This is a genomic window from Maritimimonas sp. 2304DJ26-3, from assembly GCF_056591635.1.
Map to the genome: position 1 here is coordinate 441,271 of NZ_JBWQOK010000003.1, position 14,604 is coordinate 455,874.

At 31.3% G+C, this 14,604-nt stretch carries 15 protein-coding genes; 6 read left to right on the forward strand and 9 right to left on the reverse strand.

Annotation, left to right across the window (positions count from 1 at the left end; genetic code table 11):
• Positions 1-78: 78 nt before the first annotated feature.
• Positions 79-663: an RNA polymerase sigma factor gene (locus tag AC1EUV_RS10705; protein ID WP_480198701.1), complete on the forward strand. Its 585-nt coding sequence runs from the start codon at positions 79-81 to the stop codon at positions 661-663.
• A gap of 57 nt (positions 664-720) precedes the next feature.
• The gene (locus tag AC1EUV_RS10710) at positions 721-864 is read left to right on the forward strand and encodes a hypothetical protein (protein WP_480198702.1); all 144 of its coding nucleotides are present in this window, start codon (positions 721-723) and stop codon (positions 862-864) included.
• 22 nt (positions 865-886) lie between these two features.
• Here AC1EUV_RS10710 and AC1EUV_RS10715 read toward each other — a convergent pair whose 3' ends face one another.
• Complete coding sequence (locus AC1EUV_RS10715) at positions 887-1,549, reverse strand: endonuclease III domain-containing protein (protein WP_480198703.1); 663 nt, start codon at positions 1,547-1,549, stop codon at positions 887-889.
• A 33-nt stretch (positions 1,550-1,582) separates the two neighbouring features.
• Between AC1EUV_RS10715 and bcp the strand changes: the two genes are divergently transcribed.
• Positions 1,583-2,038, forward strand: coding sequence for a thioredoxin-dependent thiol peroxidase (bcp, locus tag AC1EUV_RS10720; protein WP_480198704.1), 456 nt, complete (start codon positions 1,583-1,585; stop codon positions 2,036-2,038).
• 314 nt (positions 2,039-2,352) lie between these two features.
• On the opposite strand, the gene AC1EUV_RS10725 is transcribed toward bcp, so the two are convergent.
• Entirely contained in the window at positions 2,353-3,807 is a 1,455-nt protein-coding gene (locus AC1EUV_RS10725) for a TonB-dependent receptor (protein ID WP_480198705.1), read from the reverse strand.
• Positions 3,808-3,894: 87 nt separating this feature from the next.
• Between AC1EUV_RS10725 and AC1EUV_RS10730 the strand changes: the two genes are divergently transcribed.
• Both AC1EUV_RS10730 and AC1EUV_RS10735 read left to right on the forward strand, forming a co-directional pair.
• A complete protein-coding gene (locus AC1EUV_RS10730; RefSeq protein WP_480198706.1) occupies positions 3,895-4,656 on the forward strand; it encodes an MBL fold metallo-hydrolase in 762 nt (253 codons plus the stop codon).
• Positions 4,657-4,672: 16 nt separating this feature from the next.
• A complete protein-coding gene (locus AC1EUV_RS10735) occupies positions 4,673-5,521 on the forward strand; it encodes a phosphatase PAP2 family protein (RefSeq protein WP_480198707.1) in 849 nt (282 codons plus the stop codon).
• A 95-nt stretch (positions 5,522-5,616) separates the two neighbouring features.
• On the opposite strand, the gene AC1EUV_RS10740 is transcribed toward AC1EUV_RS10735, so the two are convergent.
• The 5 genes from AC1EUV_RS10740 to AC1EUV_RS10760 all read right to left on the reverse strand — a co-directional run bounded on the left by AC1EUV_RS10740 (position 5,617) and on the right by AC1EUV_RS10760 (position 10,596).
• Positions 5,617-6,249, reverse strand: a complete 633-nt coding sequence (locus AC1EUV_RS10740) for a DUF2490 domain-containing protein (protein ID WP_480198708.1) — start codon at positions 6,247-6,249, stop codon at positions 5,617-5,619.
• A gap of 67 nt (positions 6,250-6,316) precedes the next feature.
• A complete protein-coding gene (locus tag AC1EUV_RS10745) occupies positions 6,317-6,970 on the reverse strand; it encodes an alpha/beta hydrolase (protein WP_480198709.1) in 654 nt (217 codons plus the stop codon).
• Between the two features lie 58 nt (positions 6,971-7,028).
• The gene (locus tag AC1EUV_RS10750; RefSeq protein WP_480198710.1) at positions 7,029-7,358 is read right to left on the reverse strand and encodes a DUF4870 domain-containing protein; all 330 of its coding nucleotides are present in this window, start codon (positions 7,356-7,358) and stop codon (positions 7,029-7,031) included.
• Between the two features lie 41 nt (positions 7,359-7,399).
• Positions 7,400-8,656 (reverse strand): dihydroorotase, encoded by a 1,257-nt coding sequence (locus AC1EUV_RS10755; protein ID WP_480198711.1) that lies wholly within the window; start codon positions 8,654-8,656, stop codon positions 7,400-7,402.
• A complete protein-coding gene (locus tag AC1EUV_RS10760; RefSeq protein ID WP_480198712.1) occupies positions 8,653-10,596 on the reverse strand; it encodes a BatA domain-containing protein in 1,944 nt (647 codons plus the stop codon). The genes AC1EUV_RS10755 and AC1EUV_RS10760 overlap by 4 nt, the downstream gene beginning before the upstream one ends.
• A 130-nt stretch (positions 10,597-10,726) precedes the next feature.
• Between AC1EUV_RS10760 and AC1EUV_RS10765 the strand changes: the two genes are divergently transcribed.
• Positions 10,727-11,221 carry a type III secretion system chaperone family protein gene (locus AC1EUV_RS10765; protein WP_480198713.1) on the forward strand — a complete coding sequence of 165 codons (495 nt, stop codon included), beginning with the start codon at positions 10,727-10,729 and terminating at the stop codon, positions 11,219-11,221.
• Here AC1EUV_RS10765 and AC1EUV_RS10770 read toward each other — a convergent pair.
• Both AC1EUV_RS10770 and lon read right to left on the reverse strand, forming a co-directional pair.
• Positions 11,218-12,036, reverse strand: coding sequence for a sterol desaturase family protein (locus AC1EUV_RS10770; RefSeq protein WP_480198714.1), 819 nt, complete (start codon positions 12,034-12,036; stop codon positions 11,218-11,220). The two genes, AC1EUV_RS10765 and AC1EUV_RS10770, sit on opposite strands and share 4 nt — an antisense overlap.
• Before the next feature lie 107 nt (positions 12,037-12,143).
• Positions 12,144-14,582: an endopeptidase La gene (gene lon, locus AC1EUV_RS10775; RefSeq protein ID WP_480198715.1), complete on the reverse strand. Its 2,439-nt coding sequence runs from the start codon at positions 14,580-14,582 to the stop codon at positions 12,144-12,146.
• Positions 14,583-14,604: the final 22 nt, after the last annotated feature.

The following is a 14,604-nucleotide window of genomic DNA, read 5'->3' on the forward strand; positions in this document are numbered from 1 at the left end:
CTTATAGTATAGTTCTACTTTTTTATCAAAAATTAATTAAGAAGTCTCATAGCTTCGAAAAATTAAAAAAAGGGAATTATGCAAACAAATCAATTAAACGACAGCGTTTTAGTAAGCAATTACATTAGCGGTAACGAAAGATCATTAGAAATTCTTATTGGTCGTCACAAACAACGTATTTACAGTTTTATTTATTCTAAAGTTCTAGACAGAGATATCTCAGAAGATATTTTTCAAGATACTTTTATTAAAGTTATAAATACATTAAAGAGAGGTAGGTACAACGAAGAAGGTAAGTTTTTACCTTGGGTAATGCGTATTGCACATAATTTAGTAATCGATCACTTTAGAAAAGATAATAGAATGCCAGCATTCAAAAATACTGATGAATTCGATATTTTTTCTGTGTTAAGTGATTCTTCTTTAAATGCTGAGAAAAGAATTATTAAAGATCAAATCCATATGGATGTTCGTAATTTAGTTGATGAATTACCTGAAGATCAAAAAGAGGTATTAATGATGCGTATTTATAGAGATATGAGTTTTAAAGAAATCTCTGAACAGACAGGTGTTAGTATCAATACTGCCTTAGGTAGAATGCGTTATGCATTGATCAATTTGAGAAAAGTTATTGATAAGAATAAAATAATTTTAACTAACTAACAATAAAGTAAGTTTTTCTGCGTTATCTTTTAAAACCCCAACAAATTAAAAGATTTTATGGATAAACTTTACACTGAGGAATTGCTGAATAAGCAATTCAACCCAAAAGAAGAAACTGTTTCATTTTTACTAAACTACTCTAAGTCAATTAAAGTAGTTAGAAACAGAAAAGAGAAACCTATTATGTTTCATTTGAATTAGTTGAAAAAGGCTTCTGAAATTTTCAGAAGCCTTTTTTGATTCTATAATATTCGTTGATTACACTTTTTCTACCCACAGTTTTTGTAATAATATCTTTTTCTAAATCCCATCCTCGTGCTGGACTGTACTCTCTACCGTAATATATAATTTGAAGATGTAAATCATTCCAAATTTCTACAGGAAATAAACGTTTAGCGTCTTTTTCTGTTTGGACTACATTTTTACCGTTACTTAAATTCCATCTATACATTAAACGATGGATATGTGTGTCAACTGGAAAAGATGGTACACCAAAAGCTTGACTCATTACTACCGAAGCAGTTTTATGACCGACAGCTGGTAGTTCTTCTAAAGCTTCTATATTTTTTGGTACTTTCCCGTTGTGTTTATCTATTAAAATATGAGACAACCCGTAAATACCTTTAGATTTCATAGGCGAAAGACCAACAGGTTTGATAATTTCTCGAATTTCATCTACAGACAGTTTTATCATATCATAAGGATTATCTGCTTTTTTAAATAGGAGAGGAGTTATGGTGTTCACTCTGGCATCAGTACTTTGAGCTGATAATAAAACAGCAATTAATAAAGTATACGGATCTTTATGATCTAACGGAATTGGTGGGTTTGGGTATAGTTTACTTAGTATATTAGTTATAAAATCTACACGTTCTTTTTTGGTCATAATTCATATCTTAGCGTAGCTAAAATACAAATAATGACAACATTAAAAATAGGGGATAAAGCACCGGAATTTACTGTAAAAGATAATGCTGGGGTATTAAGAAAATTAGAAGATTATAAAGGAAAAAAACTAGTTTTATTCTTTTACCCTAGGGCAAACACTGAAGGATGTACTTTTGAAGCTTGTAACTTGAGAGATAACTACAAACGATTTCAGTCGCTTAATTACGAGTTACTTGGCGTAAGTGCTGATACAGCTAGAAAGCAACAAAACTGGATTAATAAGCATGATTTCCCGTTTCCATTATTAGCTGATGTTGATAAAGAGGTTATCAATACATATAAAGTTTGGGGGCCTAAAAAATTTATGGGCAGAGAATTTGATGGTATTTATAGAACAACATTTGTAATCGATGAAAATGGTGTTATAGAAGATATTATTACTAAAGTAAAGACAAAAGAGCACACTACTCAAATATTGGATAAATAAAAAGCGAATCAAGTTAAGATTCGCCCTTTTTAATTCGGGGATTTAAGTAAGATCAAGTTTATTTAATTTTTTCTACGCTTGTTAACTCTAAATAACAATAACTGATTAATATTAATTAATTTTTATGTAGAGATAAAACTAAACAGCTATAAACTAGAAATTTGCAATAATCTTTATTTGATGTGAACCTCAAACATTGAAAATTAGAACTTTAAAATCTGTAGATAGCACTTGAACGTAAGCAAATATAGGAAAATATTTTTGCCAGTGTTAGTCTTTAACAGTTTTAGAAGTTTTGTAGATGTGTTGTGAGCTTACTTTTTCCCTACTATGCGTCTACGGGAGAAACCAAATAATCTATGTTCTTTGATAATATCTGGCACACCATCTGGTAACATATCTTCCCAACCTTCTTCTCCTTCGGCAATCATCTTTAATACTTTTCGTGAAAAGATATCAAGAATATCAGGATCAAAATCTTTAATATCTAACATTTTTCCATTGTATTTAAAGAACTTATATAATTCTTTCATACGTGGATGTACTTTTAAATTTTCACTTGTAATAAAGTCACCACTATCTTGATCTTTAAGCGGGTATAAATAAACTTTAAGATCTTTAAAGAATAGTTTACCAAATGCCTCGAGTATACCACCGCTTAAGTGGCGATAGTATTTTTCGTCAAAAATTTGAACTAAATTATACACACCCATAGCCAATGCCATACGCGCCTTTGTGAATTCAGAGAAGTATTCTACCAACTTATAGTATTCCTGAAAGTTAGTAATCATAACTGTCTGACCAAGAGAGCATAAAAGTTCTGCTCTATCTAAGAAGTCTCGTTCATTTATTTTGCCTTCAGCTCTTAAATTTGCTAAGGTAATTTCAAAGATTACTCGACTTTTTTCTTCGTCTACAGTGCGCTCTTGCAAAAACATATCATATGCTTTTTCATACATATCCATGTTAACCTTTGTAACAGGTCTAAAGCTTCCACGTAAAGCGAGAATATTTTTCTTGTACAATTCTTGAGCTGGCAATAAATTATTACCATCAGGCCCAAACATTACGGCATCGGTCATACCATTACGAACCAACTGTAAACTCATCAAACGATTGTCTACATACATAAATCGAGGACCCGAAAAGTTAATCATATCGATCTCAATTTGATCCTTGTCTAAGTGATCATAAAATGATTTCAATAAATCTTTTGGCCTATCATTCATGTAAAAAGCCCCGTAAAGAAGATTCACACCTAAAATACCTAATGTTTCTTGTTGCTGTCTTGCATCTGTTTGCTTAAAACGAATATGCATTACAATTTCGTTATAATCTTCTAAAGGATCTAACTGAAATTTTACACCAACCCAACCATGACCTTTAAATTTCTTTGCAAAATCTATGGTAGCAACAGTATTGGCATATGTAAAGAATAATTTATCTGGGTGTTTATCTCTACTTAAACGATCTTCCATGAGTTCAATCTCATGCGAAAGCATCCTTTTTAATCTGGGTTCGGTTACATATCGCTTATCTGCTTCTATACCATAAATAGCATCAGAGAAATCTTTATCGTAGGCTGACATAGCCTTTGCAATTGTACCAGATGCACCACCAGCTCTAAAAAAATTACGAACAGTTTCTTGACCTGCACCGATCTCCGCAAAAGTACCGTATAAAAACTCATTTAGATTAATTCGAAGGGCTTTTCGTTTAACCGAAGGAATATTTTCAATTTCTTTATCTCCTTTAAGAGTAATTGACATTTTAGTGGTGTTTTGTTTGATACAAATGTACTAACAATGATTAATTTTATTAAATAAATTAGCTTTATTTTTGAGAAATTTTTTTGAATGATTGTTACTTTTTTAGGTACTGGAACGTCACAAGGAATACCGATTATTGGCATCGATCACCCAGTTTGTCGATCTAATGATTCAAGGGATAAAAGGTTACGTAGTTCTATTATGCTTGAATGGAATGATTTTCGGTTTATAGTTGATTGTGGACCAGATTTTAGACAGCAATTATTACGTGAGAATGTAGATAGTATCGATGGTATACTTTTTACACACGAACATGCTGATCATACAGCAGGATTGGATGATATTAGGCCATTTACTTACAAAATGGGAGATGTACCATTATTTGTACCTGAACGAATTACTGACAATTTACAACAACGTTTCTATTATATTTTTACAAGGGTCAATCGATATCCAGGCGCTCCTAGTGCCTCGATAGAAATTCTGTATAACAAGCCCTTTAAACTAGGTGACAAAGAAGTTATTCCTGTTGAATATATGCACGGTAAGATTCCTATTTTTGGATATAGAATAGATGACTTTGCCTATTTAACGGATTTCAAATCGATTTCAGATCAAGAAAAAGAAAAGTTAAATGATCTAGATGTGCTTGTTATTAGTGCATTACGGTTAGAATCACATCCAACACACTTAAATTTAGATGAAGCTTTGGTAATTGTAGCAGAATTAAAGCCTAAAAAGGCATATTTTACGCATATTAGCCATCGATTAGGATTTCACGCTGAAGTAGAAAGAGAGTTGCCAGAAAATGTACTTTTGGCCTATGACGGATTAAAAATTAATGTTTAATTGTTTTTATAAATACATGATTACCAATTTTAAAAATTTAATTGCGATTTTATTGTTGCTATGTGTATTCGTTGCAAATTCACAACAGCAACAGCGAGATAGCTTAGAGAGAAAAACCATTTGGCAGATGATGAAGTATGATGGAAAAACTGCTTTTGGCGGGTTGAAACATGCCTATACACGACCATTACATTGGAAAGGCGATGATTTTTTGAAATTAGGAGGTGTAGTACTTGGTACCGCTATTTTATACAGTTTTGATGAAGAGGGCTCGGAGTATTTTATCAATCAAGAAGAGGACGCACCTCAAATTTTAAAAGAATTTGGTTGGTATTTTGGAGCACCGCAAAACAACTATATGATTTCGGCAGGTATTTATGGATTTGGTTTGTTGACCAGAAATGAAAAAGTTAGACATACAGGTGTTTTATTGATAGCTTCAGCCACAGCAGCTGGTTTTATACAAACAATATCTAAAAATGCTTTTGGTAGAGCAAGACCTACTACTGGGCTTGGTAAAGATGTTTTTGAACCATTTAGTAAAGAAGGTGCTTTTCATTCTTTACCATCTGGGCATGCCATTTTATCATTTACCACAGCACATGCTATTGCCCGGCAATTTGATAATTTATGGGTAAAAGGAGGCATTTATGCTGCAGGTTTGGTAGCACCAGTATCTAGGCTTTGGTCTGGTTCACATTGGTTAACAGATGTAGGTCTTGGCATTGCATTAAGTGTTTTTATTGTTGATAGTATAGATAACTACCTAAAAGATAATAATAAGTACAAGTTTAAAAAGAAAAATAAAATTTCTTGGAGACTGAACGTTACACCCAATAAACTTGGTTTTGTAGGCACTTTTTGACTTTTCGTTTATAGTTTAGATATCGTTGCGTTTTTTTTATTATATCGGTCAATAAACGAAGTTCGTTCAAAAAAAATAGAGAATCAACAATAGTGTTAAATTTTTACCAACAAGTTTACCAACCAGATATTAGTATTTACTTTTGGTTCTAAGTTAATACTATCTTCTTTCCAATAAGTAAAGGATAAAGAATAGGTGTCGTTTATTTTCCAGTTTACACCCGGCATATAACGTACGCGTTGCCATTGCTCAACTCCATTTAAACGAAACCAAGGCTCAATGCCTATAAAAGGCTTTACTTTACCCTTGTTATAGGTAAGTTGAATAACATATCTAATAAAATCTGGGTCTTTACGGTCATTTATATCTAAAGCTAAATGATATCGAATTCTATTATCTATTTTAAAATTTCCTTTAGTAAAACTATAAGCTAAATCTGGCCAAATAAATTGTCTATTCTTTTGATCTGGTATAAACCATGTTCTAGATAGTAATTGAGCAGACCAACCTTTACCTAAGCTATATTTAGCAAAAATATCTATTGAAGCATTTTGAAAGTTTGAAAAGTCTTCATTAAATCGAAAGATAGGTTTAACGTTAAAAGTAATCTTTTCAGAAAATTTGGTTTGCAATTGTACTGAACTCCAGTTGATATTGTCGTTTTGTGCAAAAAAAGTTGTTACACAAAGTAATGTAGATATAAGTAAGTGTTTTCTAATATTTTTCATTTGTAATAATATAAACTTCTCGATACAATTCCGAAAATCATCGAGATCATTTGAAGTGACATTTAGTTTAAATTCGTTTTTCTATCCAGGTTTTTAATGCATAAAAATTTTGAGGTGCTACACCATGACCCACAGGGTATTCTTGATAGCTGTTTTCTATATTCAGATTATCTAAAAATGGCTTGGCTTTTCTACCCCAGTCAACAGGAAGTACCTGATCTACACTGCCATGCGAAATAAAGAAATCTAAATTTTTGAAATTAGTTGCATTTAAATTTTCAGGAAGTAATTCATTATTGATGTAGCCACTTAGTGCTACCACATGTTGTACCTTTTCAGGATAATTTAAAGCCACGGCATAACTTAAAATGGTTCCTTGACTAAATCCTAATAAAAAAGTATTATCATTATTTACGTTAAATTCTTGTTTTATCTCATCTATAAATTTAGCAATTGTTTCTCTTGCAGTTTTTGCTTGAGGGATATCAGAAAATTTTCCATCTGTATTGTCAAAATGTATCTCATACCAAGCATAACTACTGGGCATTAATGTTAGAGGAGCACGTGCGCTCACAATTAATAATTCATCTGGCAATTCGTCAGCAAAAGAAAATAGATCTTGCTCATTACTACCATAACCATGTAATAAGATAAGTAAAGGAGAGTTTTCTATATCTATTTTAGGCTGTCTTACTAAATATTCTAACGATAATTGTTTCATGTTTTAAATAAAAAAATCGCACAATTTGTGCGACCCAAAAATATATGTTTCTAATGTTTTATCCTATTCCTTTAAACCATTCTTGAAATTGATCTCCTAACAAAGGCACACTTTTCTCTTCACCTTGTACCGCGCCAATAAAACCGATAATCCATAAAACTAACAAACTAATGCCAATAACGCTAGAAGCTCCATAGCCAATAAATTTATAAACTACAAAACTATTTACAATAGATAATAAGCTTAACCCAATCATTTGTCGAATATGAAATGCTGCAAAGGCATTCTTTTTGTCATTATTCATAATAAAAGCAACTAATGTGCCTATCCAAGTAATATAGCTAATAATTGCCATTGTTTTACCTTCATTTACAGTTACATTCTCCATTTGTTTTAATTTTGGTTAATTGTGTGTTAAAGATACTAATATTAATTAATAGCTAATTTGTTATTTGCTACAATTCCATAGATTTTACCTTTTAAGGTTTTATTTAAAAATATTGAATTTTTTGATTTTGAAAGGATGTGATCTTCATTAAAAGTATACTCTTCAGAAGGATCAAACAATGTAAGATTTGCCTTTTCTCCTTTTTTAATTGAAAGTGGCTCTAAACCAAATCGCTTTCGCGGAATCTCGCTAAGACATTTCACAGTATCATTTAATTCTAGAATCGAGTTTACAGCACCGAATAGGCTTTCTAATCCTATTGTGCCATCTAATGCATTTTCGAATTCTAATTTTTTATTTTCTATATCGATAGGATTATGATCTGAAGTAATAATTTCTATTGTTCCATCTGAAATCCCTTTTCTCAAAGCTTTACAGTCTTTTTCTGTGCGTAGAGGAGGAGTAACCTTATAATTGGCATCAAAGGTTGCTAATTCATTATCTGTTAAGTTTAAATGATGAGCAGATACACTACAACTCACATCTAAACCTTTCTTCTTGGCTTCTTTTATCAATTTTACCGAGCCGGCTGAGGTAATGGTTGATATGTGCAGTTTCCCACCTGTATATTCTAATAAGAATAGATCACGAGAAATTTGTAATTCTTCCGCTAAAGCGGGATTTCCTTTTAATCCTAATTTCGTGCTGTTATGTCCTTCATTAGCTAGCCCATTATTGGCTATTTGATTGTTTTGAGGATAGCTCAACACCAGTCCATCAAAATTTTGTGTATAAAGTAATGCAATCTTCATCAGATTTGCGTTGTCAATTGATTTGTTGTAATCACCAAAAGCAATGGCTCCAGATTGTTGCATATCATATAATTCTGCAAGATCTTTTCCATCAGAATTCTTAGTTAAACTTGCAATTGGATAAAGGTCAATATTAGAGCTGATTGCCGAATTTATTAAAAATTCAACTGCAGACTTATTGTCTACAAACGGATTTGTATTAGAATTAATGGCTACAGCTGTAAAACCGCTCCTTGCAGCCACTTTTAAACCATTTTTTATGGTTTCTCGTTCTTCGTAACCGGGCTCACCAAATGAAACGCTTGTATCAAACCAACCACATGAAACATGTAAGTTGTCTAGTTTTAATTCTTTGATTTTAGTAGAGTTAGAAATGGTATTAGCTATTTTAGTAATACTACCGTTCTCTATTAAAATATCTTTCCTTTGCCCATTGTGCGGACTATTAGAATCAATAATTGTTGCTGCCTTTATAAGAACATTCATGATTTTAGAAATTTAAGTAAACCTATTTCTATTAGTAAGAATAGTATTGCTAACAATAAAAATGTTTGCCAAAGATTACTTGTTTGATATTCTTTATTTATTGTATTCAATACTTTTTGAACTGAATCAAAGTATGCTGCATTTGACTTCTCTTTAACTAATGACTCAATATCACCATAGTTTAAGTCACTTTCAGTTCTATCGTAATTGAAAGCAATATTCTTAATCAACTGATCTTTGTTTTTCAATTGATAGAAACCGCTTTTTAATGGCTGATCGTTAAGAGTGATTTTTACTGAAGAGTTCCCTATTTGCTGTAAAGGGATAAAACTACCTGAATCATTTGTTATTTGTAAGATGTCATCTTTATTAAGATTAGCTTTTACTTCAATAATACTATTTCTGCCAATAGTATAATTCAACTCAGAATGTTTGTAACTGTTCTTTCCAAAATTATAGAAAACAGGCACAATTAGAGGTGAATTTTTAAAGTTAGAGTTGTCTTTACTAATTGCAGATGACACAAAGTATACACTTCCGTTTTTAACTCTTGACTGGGAAATAAATGGAGACTCGTTTTCGAATTTTAGAATAGACGAGCTATTTCTCAGGGAGGTATTATAATATGATTTTACGGTCGGATATTGAAAATTTTTGATTTGTTTTTCAAACACATTATTTAATATAGGATGTGAGAAATTAATATCAGTAATAGAAACTTCATTTTCTATTTTACTTTTTAAGCTACCTACACCTAGAGTGTTTAATAAAGAATTATAAGAGTTATTATCACTATTGGTATTTGGAATAATTACTAAACTACCTCCATTTTGCAGAAAACTTGATAGGTTATTTATTAGAGAATTCGGTATATTCTCTAACTCATTAAGAATAATCAAATTTTGACCTGTTATATAGCTATAATTTAATTGCTCAAGTGAAGTAGTAACATAATTAAACTCATTTTGAGTATAAATTCTTGATAAATACTCTGTATTATTACCAATTGCAAGCACATTGATTTTATCTGTTCTATTTATTGAAAAATAAAGATTATTATCAAAACTGAGATTAGAATCATCTAGAACTAACCGACCATTAAAAGCGTCGTTATTAGGGACAACAAACTCGATTGTTTCAGTATCTTTTTGGGTAAACTCTAGGTTAGACTTGCCTTGTAAAATAGTATTGTTGAACAAAGAGACACTAGCGTTTTCAATATTAGAATTATAGCTTTTTACTATAACTTTTAACGTTATATTTTCATTATTCTGGCTAGAAATATACACACTATCTATGCTAATATTTCCTTGTCTTACAGGTTTTAATTGAACAAGATTATATGAATTAACACTATCAATATTTATTTCTATATCATTTTGAAAATCAGAAATTAAAACTATTTCATTTAAAGTGTTTTTATCACTTTTTAATTCATTTCTAATTTTAAAGAGTGTGGCATTCACATCCTGTTTTATGGGATGATAATTAAGTTCTAAAAGCTCCTTTTTTAGATCGTCTATAGAAACACTTTTTAAAAATTTATCATTCGTAATTAAGTTGACATTCTTTGTGTCATTAAAATTTTCTATAATATCTTGACTTGCTCTTTTCAATAATTCACCTTTACTACCTTTTGCTTGCATACTATAAGAATTATCAAGGTATATATAAGTATTTTGAACTTCATCTTTTTTAAGATTGCTTAAGTAGGGTTGAGCAAACGCAAAAATCAATCCCGCTAAGGCTAATAAACGTGAGCAAAGAATCAAGAATTTCTTAAGTTTAGAACTTTTACGTGTTTGTAGTTCTACCCGCTTTAAGAATTTTACATTGGTAAATGGAACTTTTTGGAAGCGTCGTAATTGAAATAAATGAACAATGATAGGAATGAGTAGCAAAAATAAAGCGTAAAGAATCTCCGGGTGCTTAAATTGCATTGTTCAAATTGATTTATCAAAAGTAATAATTTAAATAGAAGTACAAAAAGGAAAATGTTAATGTAAAATTAAAACTGTATTTTGGTAAGGAAAACCATATTAAACTGTCGAAATTAGAAACATTTAGAGTATGAAAAACTTTTTATCAATTTCTGTAATTATCTTTCTATCATTTAACTTTAGTACAGTTAAGGCTCAAGAGATGAGTAATGAAAAACTTGGTGAAATTATTTATGTCGTAGCTGATAGCCTTAGAGGTAAAGAAGGTAATTGGCAATTTATGATAAAAGATAGGCTATTACTATGCGTGACTGATCAAAATAATAATAGAATGCGAATAATGTCACCTATAATTGAGCAAAAGAAATTAGCATATACAGATATGCTAAAAGTTATGGAAGCAAATTTTCATTCAGCCTTAGATGTTAAATATGCAATCTCTAATGATCTACTATGGTCAGTTTTTATACATCCATTAAAAGAACTTGATAGAGAGCAAGTCGTTAGTGCCATACAACAAGTTTATACGGCAGCACATACTTATGGAACAACTTATAATAGCACTGGTTTAACTTTTCCTGATAAGAGGAAAGAAAAACTTGAAGAAAAAAAGAAAAAGATCTAGTAATCTGTTTTTATTGAATTGTCGAATGGTACTTTAAATTGATACAATACATCTTCATCTAGACTACCATCTAATACATCTAAACCATACTCTACTTTTTTAGGATCATCGTAAACTAATGTTCCGAAAATACGATCCCAAAAGGAAAATATGTTACCAAAATTGGTGTCTGTCCAAGGTCTTTCAAAATGATGATGGAACTTATGCATGTTTGGTGTTATAAACACAATGCTTAGAGGCTTATCAATCCATTTTGGCATGTTTACATTCGCATGAGAAAAATAGGTAAAAAAGATCGAAGCTATCTTATACACTACATAAAAAGCAAAAGGCATACCTAAAATTACAACCGCAATTAGAGCAAAAACTTCACGTAACACGTAATCACCAGGATGATGACGTGTACCAGTAGTAGCATCTACTTTAGTATCACTGTGGTGGATCATATGGAATTTCCACATCCATTTTACTTTATGAAGTAGATAATGTACTACATACTGAGCAACAAAATCTAAAAATAAAATTGCTATTAATAGTTCAACCCAAATCGGTAAATCGACTAAATATAATAGCCCTAATTGATTTTCTGCTAAGAAATGAAAGACACCTACAGTTGCTAAACCGAATAAAATATTTATTGCTAAACTACATGCTAAGAAAATAAGATTGACACCAGCATGCAACCATTTTTTATAATTAAAATTTACCAGCGGAAACCCACCTTCAAATCCCCAACTAATACTAAGACAAACAAAAATCCAAACTAATTTTTGCCAAGAAGGCATCTGCTCAAAAAATAATAAGAAACTTTCCACTATGCTTCAATTTTCGGTTTTACAAAAGTAACAAATGATTCTAAATACAAAAGCCTGTATTTTAATTAAAATACAGGCTTTTAGAACTTTAAATTTATATGAGATTATTATTTTACTTTTTGCTTTAACAAAGCTATATCTATTACTTCTTTCATAGTATCAACAAAATGGAATTTTAATCCTTTTAGATATTGAGGTTTAATTTCCTTGATATCTTTTTCGTTGTCTTTACAGAGAATTATTTCTTTAATATTGGCTCTTTTAGCCGCTAATATTTTTTCTTGAATACCACCAACTGGCAGTACTTTTCCACGTAAAGTGATCTCTCCAGTCATTGCTAAACGTGATTTTACTTTTCTACGTGTATAAGCAGAAACTAAGGAAGTTAACATAGTAATACCTGCACTTGGTCCATCTTTAGGTGTGGCACCTTCTGGTACGTGAATGTGTACATTCTGTTTTTCCATCTCTTCAACCTTGATACCAAAATCATCTGCATTAGCTTTGATAAATTCTAAAGCGATAGTTGCAGATTCTTTCATCACTTTACCTAAATTACCAGTAATGCTTAAGGCACCTTTCCCTTTAGAAAGAATTGATTCTATAAATAAAATATCACCACCAACACTTGTCCATGCTAACCCGGTAACTACACCAGCAACATCATTATTTTCATATTTATCACGCTCTAATCGCGCAGGGCCTAAGATTTCGGCAATATCGTTATTAGTCAATTTTTTATTATAATCTTGCTCCATGGCAATCGATTTAGCAGCATAGCGAACCACTTTCGCTATCTTTTTATCTAAACCACGAACACCAGATTCACGTGTATAACCTTCAATAATTTTTTCTAATTGAGGTTTAGCAACTTGTAAATCATCTTTTGTTAAGCCATGTTCTTTTAATTGCTTTGGCAGTAAATGTTTTTTAGCAATTTCTATTTTTTCTTCTATAATATAACCATTGACGTTAATGATTTCCATTCTGTCTCGCAATGCCCATGGAATAGAACCCAAATTATTAGCAGTGGCTATAAAAAGCACCTTAGAAAGGTCGTAACCTACTTCTAAATAGTTATCATAGAAAGAAGTGTTTTGTTCTGGATCTAATACTTCTAACATAGCCGAAGAAGGATCACCTTGATGACTATTTGATAATTTATCAATCTCGTCTAAAACGAATACAGGATTTGATGTTCCGGCTTTTTTAATGTTCTGAATCAAACGACCTGGCATAGCACCTATGTATGTTTTTCTGTGTCCTCTAATCTCAGCCTCATCACGTAATCCACCTAAAGACATGCGTACATATTTTCTACCCAATGATTCCGCAACAGATTTACCTAATGATGTTTTACCAACACCAGGAGGACCGTATAAACAAATGATAGGCGACTTCATATCACCTTTTAGCTTTAGCACAGCTAAATGTTCAATTATACGCTCTTTTACTTTGTCTAAACCAAAATGATCTCTATCTAATATTTTTTGTGCTTTTTTAAGATCAAATTTATCTTCGGAATATTCATTCCAAGGTAAATCTAATAATAGATCTAAATAATTACGCTGTATTGAATACTCTGCTACTTGAGGATTCATTCTTTGTAATCTTCCTATTTCTTTAGTGAAAGTATCTGCAATTTCTTTAGACCATTTTTTCTTTTTAGCACGCGCTTTCATTTCTTCAAGCTCTTCATCATAAGAAACACCACCCAACTCTTCTTGAATGGTTTTCATTTGTTGATGTAGATAATATTCGCGCTGTTGTTGATCCATATCTTCGCGAACTTTAGACTGAATATCATTGCGTAGCTCTAAACGCTGCAACTCAACATTCATTTCTTTCAAAGTATCTAAAGCTCTTTGCTTTAAGCTGCTAGTATTTAATAGATCTTGTTTTTTGTCAACACTTAGATTCATGTTAGATGAAACAAAATTTACTAAGAACGAATTACTTTGTATGTTTTTTATAGCAAATGAAGCTTCACTAGGTAGATTAGGATTTTCTTTAATGATCTTTAAAGAAAGGTCTCTAATCGATTCTATAATTTCTTTAAACTCACTACTTTTTCTCTTAGGCTTCTCTTCAAGAATTTCTTTAGCAGTAGCTTTTATATAAGGTTCTGTTTGTATAAATTCACCAACTTCAAAACGCTTCTTACCTTGAATAACAACCATTGTGTTACCATCTGGCATTTTTAAAATGCGCAAGATTCTAGCAACGGTACCAATTTTATGAACATCGTCGGCAGTAGGGTTTTCTACTAATTCATTTTTCTGTGCTACAACACCAATAGTTTTATCACCACTGTTAGCCTCCTTAATTAATTTAATAGACGCATCTCTACCAGCGGTAATTGGTATTACAACTCCGGGGAATAATACAGTATTACGTAAAGGCAAAATAGGCAATACTTCAGGTACATCCTCATTATTAATCTCTTCTTCATCTTCAGGCGTCATTAAAGGTATTAACTCCGCATCTTCATCTAATATATTGTGAAGTGACAAACTGTCAATATTTAAAAATTTTGGATCACTCATAGGTCTTTCTAAGTCAATATGA

Excerpts from the sequence above, each read along its gene's own strand:
- AC1EUV_RS10705 (WP_480198701.1), top strand. The coding sequence starts at position 79 with ATGCAAACAAATCAATTAAACGACAGCGTTTTAGTAAGCAATTACATT.
- AC1EUV_RS10710 (WP_480198702.1), top strand. The coding sequence starts at position 721 with ATGGATAAACTTTACACTGAGGAATTGCTGAATAAGCAATTCAACCCA.
- AC1EUV_RS10715 (WP_480198703.1), bottom strand. The coding sequence starts at position 1,549 with ATGACCAAAAAAGAACGTGTAGATTTTATAACTAATATACTAAGTAAA.
- bcp (WP_480198704.1), top strand. The coding sequence starts at position 1,583 with ATGACAACATTAAAAATAGGGGATAAAGCACCGGAATTTACTGTAAAA.
- AC1EUV_RS10725 (WP_480198705.1), bottom strand. The coding sequence starts at position 3,807 with ATGTCAATTACTCTTAAAGGAGATAAAGAAATTGAAAATATTCCTTCG.
- AC1EUV_RS10730 (WP_480198706.1), top strand. The coding sequence starts at position 3,895 with ATGATTGTTACTTTTTTAGGTACTGGAACGTCACAAGGAATACCGATT.
- AC1EUV_RS10735 (WP_480198707.1), top strand. The coding sequence starts at position 4,673 with ATGATTACCAATTTTAAAAATTTAATTGCGATTTTATTGTTGCTATGT.
- AC1EUV_RS10740 (WP_480198708.1), bottom strand. The coding sequence starts at position 6,249 with ATGAAAAATATTAGAAAACACTTACTTATATCTACATTACTTTGTGTA.
- AC1EUV_RS10745 (WP_480198709.1), bottom strand. The coding sequence starts at position 6,970 with ATGAAACAATTATCGTTAGAATATTTAGTAAGACAGCCTAAAATAGAT.
- AC1EUV_RS10750 (WP_480198710.1), bottom strand. The coding sequence starts at position 7,358 with ATGGAGAATGTAACTGTAAATGAAGGTAAAACAATGGCAATTATTAGC.
- AC1EUV_RS10755 (WP_480198711.1), bottom strand. The coding sequence starts at position 8,656 with ATGAATGTTCTTATAAAGGCAGCAACAATTATTGATTCTAATAGTCCG.
- AC1EUV_RS10760 (WP_480198712.1), bottom strand. The coding sequence starts at position 10,596 with ATGCAATTTAAGCACCCGGAGATTCTTTACGCTTTATTTTTGCTACTC.
- AC1EUV_RS10765 (WP_480198713.1), top strand. The coding sequence starts at position 10,727 with ATGAAAAACTTTTTATCAATTTCTGTAATTATCTTTCTATCATTTAAC.
- lon (WP_480198715.1), bottom strand. The coding sequence starts at position 14,582 with ATGAGTGATCCAAAATTTTTAAATATTGACAGTTTGTCACTTCACAAT.